This is a genomic window from Methylobacterium sp. UNC300MFChir4.1, assembly GCF_900110155.1.
In the GTDB taxonomy this organism is placed as follows: Bacteria; Pseudomonadota; Alphaproteobacteria; order Rhizobiales; family Beijerinckiaceae; genus Methylobacterium.
Genome location: NZ_FOCS01000014.1, coordinates 22,861 through 42,050, shown reverse-complemented (window position 1 = coordinate 42,050; position 19,190 = coordinate 22,861). Strand labels below are relative to the sequence as shown.

At 66.8% G+C, this 19,190-nt stretch carries 21 protein-coding genes and 1 pseudogene; 11 read left to right on the top strand and 11 right to left on the bottom strand.

All coding sequences use genetic code 11. From position 1 onward, the window contains the following. Position 1: 1 nt before the first annotated feature. Positions 2–163, bottom strand: coding sequence for a hypothetical protein (locus BMY19_RS30955; RefSeq protein ID WP_170862999.1), 162 nt, complete (start codon positions 161–163; stop codon positions 2–4). A gap of 331 nt (positions 164–494) precedes the next feature. Here BMY19_RS30955 and BMY19_RS18795 point away from each other — a divergent pair, with 331 nt between their 5' ends. Both BMY19_RS18795 and BMY19_RS18790 read left to right on the top strand, forming a co-directional pair. After that, a complete protein-coding gene (locus BMY19_RS18795; RefSeq protein ID WP_026605312.1) occupies positions 495–1,601 on the top strand; it encodes a cyanuric acid amidohydrolase in 1,107 nt (368 codons plus the stop codon). Positions 1,602–2,063: 462 nt separating this feature from the next. Next, positions 2,064–3,257 carry a tyrosine-type recombinase/integrase gene (locus tag BMY19_RS18790; protein WP_100252583.1) on the top strand — a complete coding sequence of 398 codons (1,194 nt, stop codon included), beginning with the start codon at positions 2,064–2,066 and terminating at the stop codon, positions 3,255–3,257. A gap of 184 nt (positions 3,258–3,441) precedes the next feature. On the opposite strand, the gene BMY19_RS18780 is transcribed toward BMY19_RS18790, so the two are convergent. Then, a complete protein-coding gene (locus tag BMY19_RS18780) occupies positions 3,442–4,731 on the bottom strand; it encodes a hypothetical protein (protein WP_100252582.1) in 1,290 nt (429 codons plus the stop codon). A 956-nt stretch (positions 4,732–5,687) separates the two neighbouring features. After that, complete coding sequence (locus BMY19_RS18770; RefSeq protein WP_139215650.1) at positions 5,688–6,050, bottom strand: hypothetical protein; 363 nt, start codon at positions 6,048–6,050, stop codon at positions 5,688–5,690. A gap of 205 nt (positions 6,051–6,255) precedes the next feature. Here BMY19_RS18770 and BMY19_RS18765 point away from each other — a divergent pair, with 205 nt between their 5' ends. Further along, positions 6,256–6,444: a hypothetical protein gene (locus BMY19_RS18765; protein WP_100252579.1), complete on the top strand. Its 189-nt coding sequence runs from the start codon at positions 6,256–6,258 to the stop codon at positions 6,442–6,444. 126 nt (positions 6,445–6,570) lie between these two features. Beyond that, positions 6,571–6,942, top strand: a complete 372-nt coding sequence (locus BMY19_RS30510) for a PilZ domain-containing protein (protein WP_139215649.1) — start codon at positions 6,571–6,573, stop codon at positions 6,940–6,942. A gap of 309 nt (positions 6,943–7,251) precedes the next feature. Here BMY19_RS30510 and BMY19_RS30950 read toward each other — a convergent pair whose 3' ends face one another. Beyond that, positions 7,252–7,410: a hypothetical protein gene (locus BMY19_RS30950; RefSeq protein WP_170862998.1), complete on the bottom strand. Its 159-nt coding sequence runs from the start codon at positions 7,408–7,410 to the stop codon at positions 7,252–7,254. Positions 7,411–7,556: 146 nt separating this feature from the next. Between BMY19_RS30950 and BMY19_RS30505 the strand changes: the two genes are divergently transcribed. Beyond that, positions 7,557–7,754, top strand: coding sequence for a hypothetical protein (locus tag BMY19_RS30505; protein ID WP_139215648.1), 198 nt, complete (start codon positions 7,557–7,559; stop codon positions 7,752–7,754). Between the two features lie 938 nt (positions 7,755–8,692). On the opposite strand, the pseudogene BMY19_RS31370 reads toward BMY19_RS30505, so the two are convergent. Then, positions 8,693–8,800: pseudogene (locus BMY19_RS31370) on the bottom strand (porin family protein); the annotation flags it as partial. A 9-nt stretch (positions 8,801–8,809) separates the two neighbouring features. On the opposite strand from BMY19_RS31370, the gene BMY19_RS30945 reads away from it, so the two are divergent. Together BMY19_RS30945 and BMY19_RS18745 are read left to right on the top strand one after the other, a co-directional pair. Continuing rightward, complete coding sequence (locus tag BMY19_RS30945; RefSeq protein ID WP_170862997.1) at positions 8,810–8,986, top strand: hypothetical protein; 177 nt, start codon at positions 8,810–8,812, stop codon at positions 8,984–8,986. A 445-nt stretch (positions 8,987–9,431) separates the two neighbouring features. Further along, positions 9,432–10,487 carry a winged helix-turn-helix domain-containing protein gene (locus tag BMY19_RS18745; RefSeq protein WP_244534955.1) on the top strand — a complete coding sequence of 352 codons (1,056 nt, stop codon included), beginning with the start codon at positions 9,432–9,434 and terminating at the stop codon, positions 10,485–10,487. Between the two features lie 167 nt (positions 10,488–10,654). Here the strand turns inward: BMY19_RS18745 and BMY19_RS31365 are convergent, their stop codons facing one another. Continuing rightward, on the bottom strand, positions 10,655–11,443 hold the full coding sequence (locus BMY19_RS31365) for a YqcI/YcgG family protein (RefSeq protein WP_244534954.1): 789 nt from the start codon (positions 11,441–11,443) through the stop codon (positions 10,655–10,657). 417 nt (positions 11,444–11,860) lie between these two features. On the opposite strand from BMY19_RS31365, the gene BMY19_RS18735 reads away from it, so the two are divergent. From BMY19_RS18735 to BMY19_RS18720, 4 genes are all read left to right on the top strand, one after another. Beyond that, the gene (locus tag BMY19_RS18735; protein ID WP_100252575.1) at positions 11,861–12,766 is read left to right on the top strand and encodes an SDR family oxidoreductase; all 906 of its coding nucleotides are present in this window, start codon (positions 11,861–11,863) and stop codon (positions 12,764–12,766) included. A gap of 409 nt (positions 12,767–13,175) precedes the next feature. Continuing rightward, the gene (locus BMY19_RS18730; RefSeq protein ID WP_170862996.1) at positions 13,176–13,889 is read left to right on the top strand and encodes a cobalamin B12-binding domain-containing protein; all 714 of its coding nucleotides are present in this window, start codon (positions 13,176–13,178) and stop codon (positions 13,887–13,889) included. A gap of 75 nt (positions 13,890–13,964) precedes the next feature. Further along, on the top strand, positions 13,965–14,210 hold the full coding sequence (locus BMY19_RS18725) for a DUF6894 family protein (RefSeq protein WP_100252573.1): 246 nt from the start codon (positions 13,965–13,967) through the stop codon (positions 14,208–14,210). A gap of 2 nt (positions 14,211–14,212) precedes the next feature. Next, a complete protein-coding gene (locus BMY19_RS18720) occupies positions 14,213–14,977 on the top strand; it encodes a Crp/Fnr family transcriptional regulator (RefSeq protein ID WP_170862995.1) in 765 nt (254 codons plus the stop codon). A 5-nt stretch (positions 14,978–14,982) separates the two neighbouring features. Here BMY19_RS18720 and BMY19_RS18715 read toward each other — a convergent pair whose 3' ends face one another. Genes BMY19_RS18715 through pufM form a run of 5 tightly spaced genes read right to left on the bottom strand, consistent with a single transcriptional unit; the run spans position 14,983 to position 19,145 of the window. Beyond that, positions 14,983–15,480 carry an HPP family protein gene (locus BMY19_RS18715; protein ID WP_100252572.1) on the bottom strand — a complete coding sequence of 166 codons (498 nt, stop codon included), beginning with the start codon at positions 15,478–15,480 and terminating at the stop codon, positions 14,983–14,985. Next, positions 15,480–16,136, bottom strand: coding sequence for a photosynthetic complex putative assembly protein PuhB (gene puhB / locus BMY19_RS18710; RefSeq protein ID WP_100252571.1), 657 nt, complete (start codon positions 16,134–16,136; stop codon positions 15,480–15,482). The genes BMY19_RS18715 and puhB overlap by 1 nt, the downstream gene beginning before the upstream one ends. Then, complete coding sequence (puhA, locus tag BMY19_RS18705; RefSeq protein ID WP_170862994.1) at positions 16,133–17,056, bottom strand: photosynthetic reaction center subunit H; 924 nt, start codon at positions 17,054–17,056, stop codon at positions 16,133–16,135. The genes puhB and puhA overlap by 4 nt, the downstream gene beginning before the upstream one ends. Continuing rightward, positions 17,053–18,147 carry a photosynthetic reaction center cytochrome PufC gene (gene pufC / locus BMY19_RS18700; protein ID WP_100252569.1) on the bottom strand — a complete coding sequence of 365 codons (1,095 nt, stop codon included), beginning with the start codon at positions 18,145–18,147 and terminating at the stop codon, positions 17,053–17,055. Before pufC ends, puhA begins: the two co-directional genes overlap by 4 nt. Next, a complete protein-coding gene (gene pufM, locus BMY19_RS18695) occupies positions 18,144–19,145 on the bottom strand; it encodes a photosynthetic reaction center subunit M (protein ID WP_100252568.1) in 1,002 nt (333 codons plus the stop codon). Before pufM ends, pufC begins: the two co-directional genes overlap by 4 nt. Positions 19,146–19,190: the final 45 nt, after the last annotated feature.

Genomic DNA, 19,190 nt, shown 5'->3' with positions numbered 1-19,190 from the left:
CTCACGCCCCTCGGTCCCTGAGCCACCTTTCCGTTTGGGTGCCCCTGGAGGCAGCAAAGGCATCGACGACCCGGACAGGGTTGTCCTCGGCGATCCGATCTTCGAGATAAGGCGGGAACAGCGTCGTCTGATCGCGCTCGGCGCCGACAACGAACCGTTCCATGCCGCCCCCCGGGCGTGCCGGACAAAGCTACCACCATCGAGGTTTCGACACAGCCAGGGTCGCTACCGGAACGGCGGCATGGAGTGGTCTAGAGACGATCTGCTTCTACCACAGATTGGGCCATCCTGCTGGTTCGGCGTCGGGAGCCGATCAACGCGTTGCTTCTCCCGCGCAGTAGAAGGCTCGGGGATTCTCCGAATATGGTCCGGTCTGTGCTTGCCCCTGATGGCCACCCGATCGTGCCGGTCCCTGTCGTCGCTGGACGCGGACAGACGACGGGATCGCCCCAGTGGAAGGGCGGCGCCCCTTCTTGTTCCACCCCGGTTCCCCCATGCCCGAATGCCTCGTCTTCCGCGTGCCCGCGCAGCATCCCGCCGACGTCTCCGAGGTGATGGGCCTCGTCGCCTCCGGGGCGGTGGACGCGACCGAGATCGTCGCGATCTTCGGCAAGACCGAGGGCAACGGCTGCGTGAATGACTTCACCCGGCAGCTCGCGGTGATGGCCCTGGAGACGGCGCTCGCCACCGCCCTCGGCTGTACGGCGGCGGAGGTCGGAGCGCGGATCGCCCTCGTCATGTCCGGCGGCACCGAAGGCGGGCTGTCGCCGCACTTCCTCGTCCTCGCCCGGCGTGAAGGCCCCGCGGTGCCGGAGGGCAAGGCGCTCGCCATCGGCACGGCCTTCACCCAGGAGTTCCGCGCGGAGGAGATCGGCCGGATGGCGCAGGTCGAGGCGACTGCGGCGGCGGTTGGCCGGGCCATGGCAGAGGCGGGGCTCACCGATCCCGCGGACGTGCATTTCGTGCAGGTGAAGTGCCCGCTCCTGACGAGCGCCCGGATCGCCGAGGCGGCCGCCCGGGGCCACGGCGTCGCCACACACGACACCTACGCCTCGATGGGCTTATCCCGCGGCGCCTCGGCGCTCGGCATCGCGCTCGCCCTAGGAGAGGTCGACCGCGAACATCTCGCGGATTCCGCCATCGGCACCCGACGCGATCTCTTCTCCGGCCGCGCCAGTTGCTCGGCGGGGATCGAGCTGATGCGCAACGAGATCATCGTGCTCGGCAACGCCCAGGGCTGGACCGGCCCGCTCGCCATCGCCCACCGGGTCATGGACGACGGCATCGACCTGTCCGCGATTCGGCGGGTGCTTACCGACCTCGGCTTCCTGGAGGCGGGGCAGTTGCCGCCTCCTGAGGCGGAGCGCGTGATCGCCCTGCTCGCCAAAGCCGAGCCCTCCCATGACGGCCTGATCCGGGGACGGCGCCACATCATGAACGACGACAGCGATATCAACGCCACCCGGCACGCCCGCGCCCTGGTCGGCGGCGTGGCCGCCGCGGCGATCGGCCGGACGGACCTCTTCGTCTCCGGCGGCGCTGAGCATCAGGGGCCGGATGGCGGCGGCCCGGTAGCGGTCATCGCCCGCGTGAGGGACTGAAGCCGGGGGCGGGGAAGCAGAAGTGCGTCCGCATTGCCGAGAGTGAGGGACAAGGCCGCTCGGCCCGTCCCCTGCACCGGCCCTCCGCAACCGCACGTTGGTGAAAATCAGGCTGCGAGAGTGGGCGCAAGGCCGCAACAGCGAAATCGGCCTGCGCATCAACGGGCGATGAGGAACAACCCAAGCCGCGGGTACACGGCAGGAGCCATTTCGCCCGGAATTCTTCCCAAGAGAAGCTAGGCAGGCCGTCAGATGCAGCCAAGTGCTTGATTTTATTGGCGCGCCCTACGGGAATCGAACCCGTGTTTTCGCCGTGAAAGGGCGTAGCCAATTGTCCAGGAGCATCCAATTACGTCCAGCTAAACCATTGACTCGACTGAATTTCCGCCCAAACTAGCGTTTGGCCTACCCAACTTTGTGTGTCATGGTCCGAGCACGCCCACGGGACACTGGCGGGACACCATGGCTCGTAACACGCGCTCATCGAAGCTCGAAACTCGCACCAGCCGCCTGCGCCTGCCGGTGGCCAAAAAGCCCGTTTTCGCCCGCGTCGCGCCCGGTGTGTCGCTCGGCTACCGCCGCAACGAGACTGCCGGGACCTGGGTGCTACGGGTTGCTGACGGGAAGGGCAGTTCCTGGACCAAGCGGATTGGGCAGGCCGACGACTTCGAGGATAGCAACGGCCGGAGCGTGCTCAACTTCTGGGAGGCACAACAACAGGCTAAGGCGACAGCGGGTGGTGAGAAAGGGGAGGGCGCTCAGAAGACGCCGCTCACCGTCGAGGTTGCTGCTCGGACCTACCTTGCTGGGCTTGAGGCCCGAAACCAACGTACAGCTTACGACGCCCGCCGCCGCTTGGAACGCCTCTTCCTGCCCCGCTTTGGTTCGAGCCGCATCGAGAACCTAACGCGCCGCCAGCTCGAGGCTTGGCGCGATGGCTTGGTGCGAGCCGGCAGTGACGCCGAGCAGCGTCGCCGCAGCCAGGACACCGCCAATAGGGTACTCAGCATTGTCAAGGCGATGCTCAACCACGCGGTGGGCGATCCAACGAATGGTTTATCGGACGACAGCGCTTGGCGGCTGGTGCGCCCGTTCCAACGGGTTGGCCGGGCCCGTGAGGTCCACTTCACGGCCGTGGAAGTGCTGCGTCTCCTTGAAGGCTGCAGCGACGCAAGCTTCCGCGACCTGCTGACGGCCGGGTTTCTAACGGGCGCGCGCTATGGCGAACTCGCCGCCTGTCAGGTCCGCCACTTCGATGTCGAAGGCGAAACGCTGAACGTGCCACGGGGCAAGACGGGTGCGCGAATCGTCATCCTGCAGCCCGAAGCAGTAGGGTTCTTCTCACGGCTGGTGGGCGGCCGCCCGCAGGAGGCTCCGCTTCTGTGCCGCATCGACGGCGGAGCCTGGGGGGCAAGCCACCAGGTTCGGCCGATGAAACGGGCGCTCGTGGCCGCCAAGCTCGATCCGACTGGGACGTTCTATGCGCTGCGGCACTCGTACATCTCACGCGCGATCGAGGCCGGAGTGCCTCTGAACGTGGTGGCGGAGAACTGCGGCACCAGCGTGCGGATGATCGAGACAACCTACGCCAAGGTGCTCGCGGCCAAGCGGCGCGAGTTTATCGTCGCCGGAGCCCCAACGTTGTTCGCCGCCTAATATCTGTGCTCGGACACAGCCCCAAAAGGAAGTTGAATGCGTTCGCTTACGGTGGTCCTAGGGTCCGCGTAGAACAGCCGCCTTCTAAGCAGCAGGTCGTAGGTTCGAGCCCTACCGGGGTCGCCAGTAATTACAACGACTTAACTCTATTTTAGGGCCGCCGTTCCGACAAGCGGGCGGCTGCTCATTCCGACAAATTACCCCGATTTGTTCGAGTGAGGCGCCGCTTGCGCGTGCCGGCGATGATCTGGCGCTGCGTCCTTTTCACGTAGCGAGGTAGGGTTCGAGCGTTCTTGTGCCGGCTGATGGCCCGGATCTGGGCGTCGGTAAGCTCGGCATCCCCAAGCTCGGTCATGCCTCCATGGCGCCACGAGCGGAAAGACAGATCGAGCGGCAGATCGGCCGCCCGGATCATGTCCTTGGTGACGTGACGCATGTACGTGAGGTCGCCGGACCGGGCGAGCCATGGCACCGGCACCCCAGAGGCCTTGTCCACCCAATCACGGACGATGAGCAGGCCACCGATCCGCTCTCGCTTGATGGCATCGAGGCGCTCCATCAATTCGGGGAACAGGGGCTCGCCAGCGTCGAACAGCGGGATCCAGACCTCCTCGCCGGTCTTCGGATGGATGATGAACACCTCGTCGGGGCGCTCGCGCGGACGGTAGTGCTCGACGGTCAGCACGCCGAAAATGTGCTCCTCGCGCTGCAGCCATTCCCAAGCGACCATGGCAGCCGAGCCGAGGGATGCGTGCCCGTTGGCGTCACAGGCTGCCACGAAGGCGAGAAGCTGCTCATAGGAGCCGGTCGGCGTCTCCTTCGAGGTGTCCTTGAGACCCATCCGGCTGAATGGGTTCTGCTGCGGCACGATCTTCGGGTTTCCACGACGTACGACGTTCCAGGCCCGACGGCAGGATTTCATCGCGTGGTTGACGGTGGTCCGCCGCTCGCGAGGGCGCGTGACGGGCTGCCCCTTGCCGTCGAGCATCGGTTTGCCGTCAGGGCCAAGCACCGGCTCGTGGACGATCAGGAGCTTGTCGAAGAGGCGATCAACCACGTCGGTGGTGATGTTCTTCAGCGGCAGAGACCCGAACCGCCTGCCGTCCCGCAGGGTGTAGCCGGCGACGAGCGAGTACCCGAGATCGTGGTTGGTACGCTGGCTGCGGCTGAGCTTGGTGTACTTCTCCGACGCCTTGTAGGTCGCTGCGAGCCAGTCGAAGGATCCTTCGGCGGTCCGGTCCGGGATGAGGTCCGGCCGGCCGGCGGTGCGCCAGGAGTTGAGCTGTTTCAGCAGCACGGTTTCGGCCCGCCGACAGGCGACATCGTAGTCGGTCCCGAGGGCCTCATTACGCACCGGGCAGCCCGCCTGTTTCGCCCAGGTCGGCACTTCGAAGAAGTGGCCCCACGCCCGCTCCCCGCGCAGCCATTTCCGGCGCACGTAGCGGGGTAGGGGAAGGCGGGGCGGGCGCACCATCAGATCAGATCCGCGACGCTCTCAGCGACGGCCTCATGTTCGGAGATCTGGTGGCGGCGCGCAATGAACCGCTGGCAGGACTCAAGCGCCCAAACCGGCTCACGCTTCCGCCCCATGCCCCGAAGCGCTGTCGGGGGTGGGATGTCCCCATCGCGGACCCGACGAGCAAGCTCACCGGTATCCCGGCAGTCGAAGAAGGCTGCCACGAGATCGGCGCGCATGACGCCGGGCCAAGCGCCATGAGGCGGAAAGCGGGCAGGGAGAGCGCGCTCGGGCATCGGCTACCGAGCCCCCGCCAGTTTGAGCACGTCCGAATTTTCGTCGTGGCGACCGATGCCGAACTCCTTGAGAATTGCCGCCGGAACGAGGGTTTTCGGGCTGTTCGGCGCTTCGCTGTCCCGTCACGGCCAGTGCCCACGAGTGTCCTGCCAACGCTGTACCCGTGACCCCCTTTCGGCAGCGGGCTCCGAGGGGGTAGCGAAATGCGCCCCCCTTTCCTCAACCGCAGCCTGCGCGGCCAGCCGCGACTGGGTGACGTCTCATTCACCCTTTCCATGGCACCCGCGCACGCCCGCTGGTCGTTTTCTGCGACCCGCGGCTCAACCACAGGAGGTCTGACCATGACGCACCTGAAGATGCTCGCCGCCACTGCCGCACTCGTTGGCAGTCTCGGCTTCGCATCCGCAGCCAGCGCTGCACCTCTTGCGCCGATCGGTGCCGGAACCCTAGCAGGCGCTGCCCACGTCAGCACCGTAGCTATGGGCTGTGGTCCCGGCTTCGCTCGTGGCCCCCTCAGCCGCTGCCGTCCGATCGCCCGTGGCTTCCGGCCTGGTCCGCACTGCTTTGTGCGTCGGACCCCGGTCGGCCCGCGGCGCATCTGCCGCTAAAGAACATCGCTGCGTCGGGGCATCTGTCCCGGCGCACTTGGCTCTAGGCAGTCGGAATAGACCGAGCCCTTACCGGTGTCCCCCGATCAGGCCTCGCATCCTCAGGCTGTTGAGGTAGGCCCGCTGGAGAGGACACCAGAATGCGGCACCGCTTTCGCGGAGCGCCGCTGTGTCTTCAGTCTCGGCGACATTCATCGCCTTCAGCAGCCGGTCCTGGCCGAAGCGGTCGAGCGACTGCGAGAAAAGCGTGGTTCCGATCTCCTGCAGTTGAGCTTGATCGACAGCGTAGAACGGTGCGCAGTTCCGGCCAATGAGCGTCACGCGGACGATCATCCGTGCGGCTTGGTCGAGGCGGGTAGCATCTTGAGGCAGCGTAGCTTCAGGCGCCTTGGTCGGCCCGGCGACCGCATTGCAGCTCGTGAGCGCGAGCATGACCAGTGCGCAACGGGCGACAGAGCGGCGACCGCGGGCAAGAGATCGAGCGTGCACAGCCAAGCCTCTCCGTGAGGCGAGCCTCTTCTGTGGGTCGTAGGTCTGATCCTGTCGCTTGAGCATATCTTCAGGATGGCGAACGTCGCAATGGGTGTCGAGGCGCAGCCATTGGCCCTGCCGTCATCTTGCAGCTACAGGTCCACCCATGCCCGACAAGCTCGACGCTCTCCTCGAACGCCTAAAGGCGCACCAGCGCACTCTCATCCTGGCGATGGCCGAACACGATGGCCTGCCGGCGCAGAGCGCGATCCGCCAGGTCGCTGAGCTGGAGAACGTGATCGCCGCGGTTGAGGCGGTTGCGGCTGAGGAAGCGGATCGGAAGCGAAGGAGCTAAATGCTGTTGCCGAGCCCTGCGCTTGTGTGAGCAGCATTACCCATCAAAAGATATCCCGACCACGATTTAGAAGTCTTCAGAATGACGTTTATCCATTTTTAAGGAGCATAGATTGAATATGACGGAATGGGAAACGGCGATATCACTTGGTCGGATCAGAAAGTAGATCAGGCCGACCGCCATGAGACAAGCTGGATCGCACTAATTCGCCTGCCCGATGGCACGGAAATCCCGACGGTCGCGAAGGACCTCACCCTATCAAGCGCTCGACTTGCGGTTCCAGGGTCCTACGACTTACCTGACAGCTTCATGTTCAAATTGATCGGTCGCGATTTCGTCTGTGCCGCTCTGCTGGAATGGCGCTGGGGCGATAATGTGAAGGTTCGCATCGATCGGGTCGGAAAGCTGCCTCCTCCAGCAATGAAGGCACCTGCATCGACAAGCGTTGGGCCCACCGCGACGCTGCGAGCCCGTCGCAGCCCCTTTTCTCAAGGCTGACAGCACCGCCGTCCCATGACACCGTTTACCATGGCAATTTCTGACAAGAACGGATGCGAGGTGCGGATCGAAGGTACGTGGCAACTCGTGCCGCTGACCGAGGCACATGCCCACCACCGTGCGGCTGAGAAGCGTTGTCCGACCTGTCATGGTCGACTGCGCACCCAAGGGCTCTACTCAGGGCAGGGAGGTGTCGCGATGATGCATCACAACGCCCACGATGGTTGCCCAAGGATCCCCAAGCGCTACGCCGGCACGCCGAGGCCGCACCCCCAACCCTTGGACTAACGTGGACTGCCCGTGTGGCCACTATACGCGCGTCGGCTCCATATCGATCACGGGGCCGCCGACATCGAAGAACTCGTCCTCGAACCCGAAAGTCGCGTCCCTGTCCGCCTCGGGCTTCGGTCCCAGCGGCACGAGAACCGACATCATGCCGAGGCTCAGCGCGCCGGCGACCAAGGCCATCAGGATTGCGGCCGACGTTCTGACCACCGACTCGCGCCGCGCTGCAGGCACGGTGTTCCGGTAGGCTTAAGATTGGGCTCTAGCGATCGCCACTCGCTTTAACGCCAAGCTCGATTAGGGTGCATCTCTCAACTGGAGGATGCATCTTGATCCGGGCCGTACTACCGATCCTGCTGGCTCTTGCTGGCCCGCTGCTGTTCACCACCGTGCCGGCCTCCGCCACGCCGGGCATGCTCAATGCCCGAGGCTGCCATGGCCATCCGCGGCACTGCCATCCGCGTTCGGAGTGGCGCACGAACCGCCGCGGCAGACACTACGTCGCCGGCCGCTTCTTCCGCGACTGAGGCGGTTCATGCCTTCGCACGAGCGCCGCGGGGCGTCAGTCCGGCTCCTCGCCCTCGCTCTTGCCTTCCTGGCCGCCTCGCTCGGCCCCCAGGCTGAGGCCTTAGCACGCGGATCGTGCAAGCTGTTCGCGCCGGAGGAGATGCAGCACGGGACTTACACGAACCGGGATGGCTGCGAGGTGCCACGTCCCGAGCAAGCCAAGGGTTCGGCCTGCGCCAAGCCTGTCGACGCCACGGCTCGCTGTCGCGATGGCGACTGGAGCTACAGCCAGCATCGCCAGGGGACATGCTCGCATCATCGCGGAGTCGCGTGTTGGGTCTCTGCTAGCCGCGACTGCTGCTAGATCGCGCTGAGACCGGGCCATGAACGACAACGGCGCAGCAACCCGTGAGGTCACTGCGCCGCTGGATCGGGCCGCAGAGGGGCGATAGCGGCCTTGGAGAAGGGCTACGCCCGACGCTGCCTCCGTGAGGTGTGCCTGAGCACATCCAAAAGGATGTGGCTCGGTAGCGACAGGGATCAGCCATCACCTGTGGACAGCGAAAAGCGCCCCTGATCCGTCAAGGTTCAGGAGCGAGCGTGCTGACCTCACTCCCGATCCGGCCTTGCCATGTTCGCCAGCCCTCACGCCTTCGCTCTCCACCACCGCGAGCGCCTTGCCGTGCTCGTCTCCTCAGCCCTGTTCCTGGCCGGCGCGCTACCGCTGCTCTGGACGATCGCCTAACTGTCTCGGCACTCCATCCCAGAACGAAGAAACACCCCAGGAGCTTGCGCTCCCAGGGTGCTGCCGACCTCGCGGCCAGTTTGATCGGGCTGGGGATGCGAAGGTCAGCCGATCGGCTGCTCTTCGGCGGCGGAGAGCGATGAGGAGGACCAACTACCCCTCGCCCGCCGCCGCATCTCCCGGCACAGCCGCCGGGAGCAGCGCGACCGGATCTTAGTACGAGCCGAACTTGTAGTTCAGGCCGGCGCGGACGACGGCGAACTCGTCGTCGCGGCGGCCGATGGCGCTGTAGGCGACCGGGACGAGGTTGGCGGCGTTGACGGCAGTCTCGTGCTGATCACCGAGGGCGAGGAGGACGGCTGGTACGAGGCGATCGTTGTCGCCTCAAAGCCGGGTGGCGAATTTACGCTGCAGTGGCGCGACTGGCCGGATCTGCCACTGTTGATTCGTCGACGCGATGAGATGGCGCTCCTACATCCGAACGCTGCCGCCGCAGCTGCAGCCTAACCGCGGACAAGGCCGGCCGGCAATTCGGCGTACGATTTGCCGGCCGATGAGCTCGTAAGCGCAGCGATACCCCATGTCGGAAATGCGCCCATCTCGGCCACTCAACGGTTTCCTTCAACTTCTCTAAAGCAGACAAACCCGGGCCGCAGATCGTCCGCGAAATGGCGGTCTGGCAGGTCGAGCGCACGACGCCAGCTCGTTCATCATCGGTCCGAGAATGGGACGACAGTCTCAGCCGTCTCGAAAACCTGGATTGCCACGAACTGTCCCAGAGGCCTATCGATCGCGACATGCGGATGATCTGGCTCCGCCCTGCCCATCAGCCGCACGGGATCCGGAGGGCATCCTGACGACCGAACTGTCAGATACCGAGGCACGCCGCATCGCCCTGACCGCGCAGGGTTTCGGTGCGCGGCCGCGATTGCTTGATGTAGACGCCGCACAGATGCGCCGGGCGATCGGCCGGCTCGGCCTCCTTCAGATCGACAGCGTGAACGTCCTGGTCAGTGCCCACTACATGCCGCTGTTCTCGCGTCTGGGAGCCTACGATCGCGGCACGCTCGACACCCTGACGATCGCCCGGTCGAAATGCGTCTTCGAGTACTGGGGCCACGAGGCGTCTCTGCTGCCAATCGAACTCCAGCCCCTGCTGCGCTGGCGCATGGACCGCGCTCGCGAGGGCCGCGGCGTCTGGAGCCGGCTCGAACCGTTCGCAAGCGAGCGCCGCGCGGAGGCCGACGCCCTGCTCGCCCGTATTGAACGGGAAGGCCCGTTGGCGGCTTCGGAGATCGCGTCACCGAAGTCTTCTAAAGGCATGTGGGCCTGGAGCGATGCCAAGCACGCGCTCGAATGGCTCTTCTGGGCGGGCTTGGTCGCGTCGACGCATCGGCGGGGCAGCTTCGAGCGCGTGTACGACCTACCCGAACGGGTGCTGCCCCGGTCCGTCCTCGCCCGGCCGACCCCAGATCCCGTGGATGCCCGTCGGGAGCTCGTCGCGCGATCGGCGCAGGCGCTCGGCATCGGAACCGCGAACGACCTGCGCGACTATTACCGGCTCTCGCCAGCTGACGCGCGTCTGTCCATCGGGCAACTCGTCGAGGAGGGCGTCCTCGTCCCGGCGACCGTCCGCGGCTGGCAGCAGCAGGCCTATCTGCACAGGGATGCCCGGTCCGGCCGCCGGCACCGCGGGGCGGTTCTCCTGTCGCCGTTCGACCCGCTCGTCTGGCACCGTCCGCGGACCGAGCGTCTGTTCGGGTTCCGGTACCGCCTCGAGATTTACACGCCCGCCCATAAGCGCGAGCACGGATACTATGTGCTGCCGTTCCTGCTAGACGGCGCGCTCGTCGCCCGCGTCGACCTGAAGGCAGACCGCAGGTCCGGCGCGCTGCTCGTCCTGCGCACGCACCTTGAGCCCGGGGCGCCGGCGGAGACGAGGGAACGGTTGTCCGAGGGACTGAACTCGATGGCGATGTGGCTCGGGTTGTCCGATGTCCTGATCTGAGCGGCCGCCGGCCCCGAAGTGTTTCGACTTGGTTGGCGCAAATTGGGTCGCATCGAAGGCGCGCGCCCTTTCCTTCCGCCCGCTGGCGGGTCAGTCTTCGCGCACGACGCGGACTAAGCCGTCGCCATGCTCGTCCGGGTCGAGGATGAACGCCCCGGCGTCCAGGTTCACCCGGAGAAAGGCGACCTGCGCGGCGTTGATGAGCTGCCCCGGGAGCAGGCGGGGAATGGCGGGGGGACGACCGCGACCGACTGCCCGGAGATCCGTCCGACAGCCTCCTCGTAGGGCACGCGATCGAACTTCGCCGCTGCGGCCTGCGGGGGTGGAAGTGCGGGCGCCGTCGGAATTGCCGAAGCAAGCGAGGCGTAGTCCGGCGCGTCGTTCGGGATCGCGAGGAAGCGGGCATCGCCCCCTCTGGCCGCAGCGGCCAAGTCGCGGACGCCCTCGACGAGACGCTCGGCGTCCGCATCGGTCGTGCCGAGCGAGAAGCTGAACCCAATGTGGCGCAGGTCGCCCAGCAGCGCGCTCACCTTCCGTTCGGCCTGGAGCCACTCGTCCGCCTCGTAGCCGGACATCCCGAGCTTGCGCACATCGAGGATCAGGAAGGTCGGGTCTAGGTCGTGCGCGCCGGGGCCGCCGATCATCTCCCGCCCGTAGATCGCGATCCCGTCGACGGACGCGACCCCCACCTCGTCGAGGTCGCCCGGCCCCTCGAAGACGACGGCGAAGCTCTGGAATAGATCGGGCTGCGCCTTGTAGCTCGCGATGAAGGCCAGCAGGGCGGGGTAGATTCGCATGTCGTCCCAGCTCGACCGGATGTCGCGGGCGACGACAATCCTCAACCGCCCCCGCACGAGGGCGGATTTCGCACCTACGCAGGGAAACGGGGCATCGCGGATGAAGGCGCGGAACGCCTCCGCGCTGGGGTGCACGCGATCATCCGGTGGCAGTCGCATGGCGCAGGAAGCCTAAGACGGGCGCAGAGTTGCGCTGAACGGCAGCATAGGGCGGCGACGGTTTGGGCAACTGCGCTCGACTGGCCCCGTTTCCGGGCCGTAAAGTCGAGAGCCTGCGGCATTTGAGACTAGATCTCGCGTCGCCAGATAAAGGTACTGCGGCGCATTTGACCCATGTGTCGTAGTTTCACGAAGGATACGAACGGGTTGGCGACGTTAAGAGCGCGATCTGTTTTCGGGTGATGACAACTGCGTGATCCTGCATGGCCGGCTTACATACCTCGATCGGCTGGATCCGAGAGTGCGACTTCGGATGCGCGGGCAGGAACATCCTGGTTCGGCCTTGAATTACGACCCACTCTATTGCGACCGCGGCGATGGTCGTCCCGGTCGCGCATTCAGATTCCAGGACATCCGATGACCGACTCCGCCGACAAGCGCCTCGCGATGCAGGACCCCCGCACGCAGTACCCACAGCCTCCGTTCCCGCGGCAGCCGCAAGAAGCGCCAGGGCTGGCCGAGGCGATGGACCCGAAGCCCGACCACGGCGAGACCAGCTACAGAGGGCATGGACGTCTCGCAGGCCGGAAAGCTCTCGTGACGGGTGCCGATTCCGGCATCGGGCGGGCGGCGGCGATCGCGTTCGCCCGCGAGGGAGCCGACGTGGCGCTCAGCTTCGTCGAGGACGAGATGCCCGACGCCCGGGAGGTCGCCAAGCTGATCGAGGCGGAAGGCCGCAAGGCCGTCCTGCTGCCGGGCGACATCACCGACAGGGCGTTCTGCGACATGCTCGTGAAAAAGGCCGTTGCCGATCTGGGCGGCCTCGACATCCTGGTCAACAATGCCGGCAAGCAGACGAACCAGAAGGACATCGGCGACATCACGGACGAGCAGTTCGACCGGACGCTGAAGACCAACCTGTACGCGATGTTCTGGATCACCAAGGCCGCCCTGCCGCACATGCCAGCGGGCGCCTCGATCATCAACACGGCCTCGGTCGTGGCCTACAACCCGCCGCAGATCCTAGTGGACTACGCGACGACGAAGGCCGGCATCGTGGCCTTCTCGAAGGCCTTGGCGAAGCAGCAGATCGCAAAGGGCATCCGTGTGAACGCGGTGGCGCCGGGGCCGTTCTGGACGGCCCTGCAGCCGTCTGGCGGCCAGCCGCAGGAGGCAGTCGAGAAGTTCGGTTCCGACGTCCCCCTGGGCCGGCCCGGGCAGCCGGTCGAGCTCGCGCCGGTCTACGTGTTCCTGGCAAGCCAGGAGGCGAGCTACGTGACCGGAGAGGTCTACGGGGCGACAGGCGGAAACGGCACCGCCTGATTCGAACGATATGATCCCGATCGGCCGCCTTCGCGGACGAACGAAGGCGGCCGGCTGATGAGTTGAAGGGAGGCGGCTCACCAAGTTTGGCCAGACAGCCGCAACCCTATCTACCTGTAGTTGAGGGACAACAATATTTTGCACCCAAATACGAAGTGATGCCGCCAGCTTATCGGCCGGCATGTTCAACCTGAATGCGCAGGAAAAGGTGGATTGACTTTTATCAATGTGGCTCATTCTTGCATGTGCCATCGATTGATCGATGAGTATGCCGTTTCCAGACGATCCTGTTCGACCGCAGGGATCGTCATCGATATATCTTGACGCGAGACGATGCCGAAATTCCTGCCGCCTATCGCTTGAGCCTGAGAGGCGAGCGCACAGTCTCGCCGTCGGCGGATCCACCAACATGCTATCGGGCCTCGTCGAGCGAGAGATTCTTCCGAAACTTCGCAGTATCTATCGCCCGCATGCTCAGGCCGCCGCGCGGGATATTCACGAACTGACTAGGTTTATACTTGACAATCCTGGCGGGTTTCAAGCGGAAATTACCCGGCACGCGGTCGGCGGCACCCCATGGCACGTCCTGGCCGGGGAAATGCTGGTGCCGGTGGCGCAAAATCTTGGTGTGATGTGGGAGCAGGATCTCTGTGACTTCCTCCAAGTCACGGACGCGATGGGACGGCTCCAATGCCTTCTGCGAGAGGCGATCGGGCCGCAGGTCGGGCATGGGGATGGGCAGTCCAAGGGCCGTATTCTTCTCGCTGCGGCGCCAGGCGAGATCCACACCTTCGGCCTCTGCACCGTGGCCGGGCATTTCCGCGATGCGGGCTGGGCGACCGCGATCGCCGGCGGAACGACCCCCGATTCTCTGGAAACGCTTCTCGCGGACCTCGCCAGCGGCTGGTACGATGTCCTCGGTCTCTCTCTCGCCTGCGATGTCCACTCGCCCGCACTGAGCCAGGCGATGCCGGCGATCCGTCGGGCCTCGCGCAATCCCGCCTTGCGCGTCGTCGTCGGGGGCGCCCTCGTTGCCCGGGGTGGCGCAGCGCCCGCGATGTGGGGCGCCGATGCCTGTCTCACTGATCCCACCCAGCTGCGGCTCGCGCAGCCGGCCGTGTGAACGCAAGCGGACGACCTGCAACCATTCCTGTCGCGCTCAGTTTGGACCGAACCGGCCCGCCCCGAGACTTTCGCATTGGCACGCTATTTCTTTGAGATTGAGAACGGCGGCCTGCATAAGGACGAGACCGGCACGGAATGCCGTAATCTCGACGAGGTCCGAGCCATCGCCGTGCGGACCCTCACGGGCATCGCGGGGGAGGAGTCCGTCGCTCACGACCGGCACACGATCGCGGTCGTCGTCCGCGATGCGACCGGGGCCTCCGTGCTGGATGCGATTCTGACCTTGACGACTGTCTGGTCGAACGGGCCCGAGGCGTGACAGTGGCTGACTCTCAACCCCCGACCCTGGCGCCGCTCCTTCGCAAGCTCGACAGCGTCATCCGCCTCAACGAGGAGGAACGGCGGGCGGTGCTCGCCCTGCCGCACATAATCCGGCAGGTCGGCCCCCACGAGGATGTCGCCACCGTCGGCGAGCGACCTGCCCATTGCTGCCTTGTCCTTAAGGGCTGGGCTCACCGCTACGCCTATACCGCGACGGGCGACCGTCAGATCCTGTCCTTCTACATCGCCGGGGACATCCCGGACTTGCAGCATCTCTACCTGCCGGTGATGGATCATTCCCTGGCGAGCCTCACGGCCTGCACGCTGGCCTTCATCCCCCATGAGGCGATGCGCGCCCTCGTCGTCGGCCGGCCGGGAGTCATGGCGGCGCTCTGGCGCGACACGCTGGTCGATGCCTCGGTCTACCGCGAGCGGATCATGACGCTCGGCCGCCGGCAGTCCCTGGGCCGTACGGCCCATCTCTTCTGCGAGATGTACATGCGCCAGCGCGCCGTGGGACTGGCCGGCGACCTGTCCTGTCCCCTGCCGCCGACGCAGGCGGAACTGGCCGATGCGGTCGGCGTCACGGCGGTGCATTTCAACCGGTCGCTGCGGACCCTGCGCGCGCAGCGCCGGATCGTCCTCCAGGGTGGCCACCTGACCATCGGCGACTGGCCGGGCCTCGTGACCACGGCCGAGTTCGATCCCGTCTACCTGCACTTCAATGAGGACCGACGCCGTTCCGACGAGGGGGCTTCGGCTTAGGGGATTCAGCGGCGAAGCCGCAGCGAGAGGCGGCGCGCCCCTTCTCCGAGGGCGGTCAGGAGCAGCACGGCGGCCGTCAGCCGCGCCGCCCCCACCCAGGTGGCGGCCTCCGAGCCGAGGGTGACGATCAGCGCCGTCGCGCCACCGGCCGGGTTGATCGCGCCGAGGAGGGCCTGCGACAGCAGGGTTCCGGCAACGGCCGCCGTCGTCGCCGCCACCCGTCCGGCCGTCAGGGGATGAAGCCCGCTGAAGCTCGGGTCGTGCGCGGCGCCGAGCGCGGCGAGCGCCGCGAAACCGCAGGCGGCCCCGCAGAGCTGGCCGACGGCCGTATTCCACGCTCGCGCGCTCGGCAGGTCCGGCAGGTGGACCTGCAGCAGGATCGCAGCGCCGAGGCTCGGCACCAGCAACGGCTCGCCCACGGCGATGGAGAGAATGCCGACGAGGCCGAGCACCAGCGCGGCCATGAGGGCCTGGAGGAGATCCGTCGCCAAGGCCGCGCCCATCAGGCCGCCGTCGCGTGGGGCGACATCAGGGGCCGGACGTCCTGTTCGCTCAGGGCCGGGGTGGGACCGTCGAGACGGCGCGCGAGCTGGGTCCCGAGGACGGCGGCGTCCGGCAAGCCGCGCAGCATCGGCACCGGGGCGGACAGGTTGAGTCCCCGGACATGCGGCCACAGCTTACTGAGGCCGACCCCGGCGCCGTCCCGCACGGTCAGCGCCACGTCCCCGGTCCCGTCGTGATGGATCCGCACGGCGACGCTGCGGATCGCGCGCATGGGGATGTCGACGCTGCCCTGGAGGGCGATGCCGTGTCGGATGACGATCCGCAGGCTCGTCACGGTGTAGGTCGTGCTGCGGGCGAGGGCCCAGGCGAGGTAGGCTAGGATCACCGCGAGGGCCGCGCCCTGGGCGAGCAGCACGGCGGTGTCGAACACCTCCTGGGGGCGCAGGCCCCGGAGGGCCACGATCAGCGCGAGCTTCCAGCCGAGGAGGAGCACGAAGTAGGCGGCGAGCCAGCGGCCTTTCAGGAGGTGGCGGCGCAGGGCCGAGGCCAGCGGCCTCCCCTGCCACAGGATCCGCTCCCCCGGCTCCAGGCGGACGCCCACGGGACGCGTGGGAGCGCCGGCCGGGGCGGCGGGGTGGGGAATGCGCATCGTCATGCCGTCGTCCTCCGACCAAATCCGTCCCGGGGCGAGCCACCGAACGCCCCCCGGCGCACGCCCTCGGCGAACATCTTGCCCCCGGCGAAGTACGCGCTAATCCGATCCTCCTCCCGGGCGGTGATCCGGTCGGGATCCTTCAGTTCGGGAATCGCGGCGAACTGCTCGGCGTAGATCGAGCGCGTCTTCACCCGGCGGAACTTCGGGCTGACATTGGCGAAGAAGACCGGCATCAGGCGGCGGCGCCCGTCGTTCAACTCCACTTCGAGGTAGCGCAGCAGCTTGGCGCCGCGATCCACCCAGAGGTCGCGGACATATCCGGCGACCTTGTTGTCGCGACCGACCACCGGCATTCCCACTGGATCGGAATCGCCCCCCTGGACGTGCCACGCGTCGCCGACCTCGCGCAGCGGCACGAGTTGCAGCTTCTCGCCCTCCAAAAGGAGGGGCTCCTCATCACGCAGGACGTAGGAGGCCGGACCGACGGGGTCGCGCATCGGGTTGGCGCCGGTCGGCACGAGAGCCGAGCCGGGGAAGGGATGGAGGTGGCGGGCGGGCACCTCCGGGGGCGAGATGAAGTTCGGGAGGGTGACTGTCCCGCCCTTCTGGAGCGTGAAGGTCTTGGGCGCGGGGGGGGGCGGGAAGCCGACGAGGGGATGGGCGCGCGGTGGCTGCGTCGGGTCCTCCATCGGATAACCCTCGCGCTTGTCCTCCGCCCGGAGATACCAGCACAGGGTTCCGAAGAAGAGCGCGAAGGCCCAGAACAGCACCACGACACCGTCGATGTGCTGCGTCACCGCCCCGAGGTGGAATCCCCAGGCGCCCACGGCTTCGGTGGCGTTGGTGCTGCCGAGGAGTCCGGTGGCCGGGGGGATCCCGTGGCCGGCGGCCCCGGCGATCTGGCTGACGCCCTCGTTCACGGCTGACCTCCCTGGTCGGTGGCGGAGGCGGCGTGCTCGCGTCCGGGGCCCTTCAGCCCGGGGAAGACCGTGAGCAGCTCCTGCGCGTGGTCGGCGGGCTTGGGCAGCCCGTAATGGCAGGTGGCGCAGAGGACGAAGCCGTTGCCCTCCTGCGGGCCGCGCATCCGCTCGGGCAGCACGATCGTGTGCGGGTCGTCCGCCGTCTCCCGGGTCTGCGGCATCCGCACCGCCAGGGGCAGCAGCACGTTGCGGTTGATGTCCCGGACCATCTGGATACCGGAATAGCCGGTCCAGCGGGCGGGCAGGCTCTGGCCCCAATCGTAAAAGGCGCGGGAGTTGTGGCAGTAGGTGCAGTTCACGCCCATACCGGCGGACATCTGCATCATCACCTCATAGAGGCGCTTCACCACGACCTGGTCGGCCACCTGCCCGTTGGGCAGCGCCGTGTAGGATTGCGCGAGGCCCGGCGTGTCCTGAAGCAGGTAGAGTTCGTAGCCGGCATTCGGGAAGAATTGGCGCACGCTGTCGCCGGACTCGTTCCAGTTCTCCGGCTTGTCCATGTGGGCGCCCTGCGGGTGGGGCGGGCGCGAGAACCAGATCTCCGCCGGCACCGGCTGGCCCCGGTGGCAGGACCAGCAGGTCACGCCGGCGCCACCGACATGCTCCGTCCAGTCCGCGTTGAGGTGGCGGACCATCTTGAGCATGTCCCGGGCGGCCGCCTTGGTCGGCTTCTCGTCCGAAGCGAAGTCGCCCCCCGCGTGGCAGAAGTCGCAGCCCTGCTGCGGGGCGACCCAGTTGGTGATCGCCTGCTGCAGGCGCATGAACTCGCCGGCATTCAGGTCGGTGAGCACGGTGACGTTCTTGTAGGCGTCCGTCGCCTTGCGGGTGTCCTCGATCAGCGGCGGGTTGGCCGGCGGCGGGCCGTTCCGGGTCTGAAACAGGGGGCTGCCGGTAGGGGCGTACTGCACGAGGGACGGGCCGTTCGGCCCGGTCTGGGTTCCTTGCGTCGGCAAATTCCAGGTCGGCACGAACAGGGTGAACAGGCCGGCGCAGACGAGGCCGACCGCCAGGATGGGAGGGCCGATCCTCATCGTCCGAGCACCTTGTCCTGCATGGTCTTGAGCGCCTGCGCCGGCGGCGCGGCGGGGAGGTCCGGTGCGGGCCGGTATTGCGGGGCGAGCCCGTTCTTGACGCCCCAGAGGTACCAGTTGTCGACGAGGGTGCCGGTGGCCAGGATGCCGATGCCGCCCGTCAGGGTGACGAGGGTGGCGAACCAGTAGAGCCAGCGGTGGATCGACTCGTAGTTTGAGTTGAAACCCATGGTCCAGCGCCAGAACAGAGCCGCGCGCTCGGCGGCTGTGCCCCGGTCGGTGATCTGATGGGTCTCGCGCTCGCCGCCGAGCGGCGTCACCGCCAGGATCGTCCCGGCATGCATGGCGAACAGCATCGTCGATCCGTAGAGGAACGAGATCGAGAGCATGTGGAACGGGTTGTAGAAGATGTTGCCGTAGCGGACCGAGAACGTCGCGGTCCAGTTCAGGTGCGGGATCACCCCGAACGGCACCGCCTCGGACCACGAGCCCATGGCGATGGGGCGGATGAAGCCGAGCACGAGGTAGAGCCAGATCGCGCTGGCGAAGCACCACGGGATGTGGGTGCCCATGCCGAGCGCCCGGGCGCGGCGGTACATTTTCACCCACCACAGCAGGATCGCGGCAGTGAGGAAGAAGCCGGCCATCAACCACCACCCGCCCTCGCGCAGGGGCGGGAACGGGTTGAGGCCGTATTTCGCCGGCGGTGGATCGAGGGACAGGAACGGCAGCAGGCGGATGAACCGCACCGGGTTCCAGTCCACCGAGGCCAGCATGTTCAGGCCGATGATCTCGATGGCGATGAAGCCGCACAGCAGGGAGGCCACGCCGGTCGGCCCAAGATGGGTGGGCAGCACCTGCATCTCGCCGATACGCCCGAGCCATTGCGAGTGGAACGGTTTCCCGATCCGGCCGGGGGAGCCGATCTGCAGCGGCGGCCCGGCCTCGTCGGGGCCGCGCAGCTCGATATGCGTCCACAGGGTGTGGAACTGCGGCATCCGCGTGATCTCCGTCGGGCAGTCTTCGGCAAAAGCAGTGGGGGG

What these genes read in the sequence shown, in the direction of transcription:
- pufC (WP_100252569.1), bottom strand. Translation starts at nt 18,147, where the DNA reads ATGAGGATCGGCCCTCCCATCCTGGCGGTCGGCCTCGTCTGCGCCGGC.
- BMY19_RS31365 (WP_244534954.1), bottom strand. Translation starts at nt 11,443, where the DNA reads ATGCGACTGCCACCGGATGATCGCGTGCACCCCAGCGCGGAGGCGTTC.
- BMY19_RS30950 (WP_170862998.1), bottom strand. Translation starts at nt 7,410, where the DNA reads ATGGCCTTGGTCGCCGGCGCGCTGAGCCTCGGCATGATGTCGGTTCTC.
- BMY19_RS18780 (WP_100252582.1), bottom strand. Translation starts at nt 4,731, where the DNA reads ATGGTGCGCCCGCCCCGCCTTCCCCTACCCCGCTACGTGCGCCGGAAA.
- puhB (WP_100252571.1), bottom strand. Translation starts at nt 16,136, where the DNA reads ATGACGATGCGCATTCCCCACCCCGCCGCCCCGGCCGGCGCTCCCACG.
- BMY19_RS30955 (WP_170862999.1), bottom strand. Translation starts at nt 163, where the DNA reads ATGGAACGGTTCGTTGTCGGCGCCGAGCGCGATCAGACGACGCTGTTC.
- BMY19_RS18790 (WP_100252583.1), top strand. Translation starts at nt 2,064, where the DNA reads ATGGCTCGTAACACGCGCTCATCGAAGCTCGAAACTCGCACCAGCCGC.
- BMY19_RS18770 (WP_139215650.1), bottom strand. Translation starts at nt 6,050, where the DNA reads ATGCTCGCGCTCACGAGCTGCAATGCGGTCGCCGGGCCGACCAAGGCG.
- pufM (WP_100252568.1), bottom strand. Translation starts at nt 19,145, where the DNA reads ATGCCGCAGTTCCACACCCTGTGGACGCATATCGAGCTGCGCGGCCCC.
- BMY19_RS18745 (WP_244534955.1), top strand. Translation starts at nt 9,432, where the DNA reads ATGCGCCGGGCGATCGGCCGGCTCGGCCTCCTTCAGATCGACAGCGTG.
- BMY19_RS18715 (WP_100252572.1), bottom strand. Translation starts at nt 15,480, where the DNA reads ATGGGCGCGGCCTTGGCGACGGATCTCCTCCAGGCCCTCATGGCCGCG.
- BMY19_RS18730 (WP_170862996.1), top strand. Translation starts at nt 13,176, where the DNA reads ATGCTATCGGGCCTCGTCGAGCGAGAGATTCTTCCGAAACTTCGCAGT.
- BMY19_RS18765 (WP_100252579.1), top strand. Translation starts at nt 6,256, where the DNA reads ATGCCCGACAAGCTCGACGCTCTCCTCGAACGCCTAAAGGCGCACCAG.
- BMY19_RS18735 (WP_100252575.1), top strand. Translation starts at nt 11,861, where the DNA reads ATGACCGACTCCGCCGACAAGCGCCTCGCGATGCAGGACCCCCGCACG.
- BMY19_RS30510 (WP_139215649.1), top strand. Translation starts at nt 6,571, where the DNA reads ATGGGAAACGGCGATATCACTTGGTCGGATCAGAAAGTAGATCAGGCC.
- BMY19_RS18795 (WP_026605312.1), top strand. Translation starts at nt 495, where the DNA reads ATGCCCGAATGCCTCGTCTTCCGCGTGCCCGCGCAGCATCCCGCCGAC.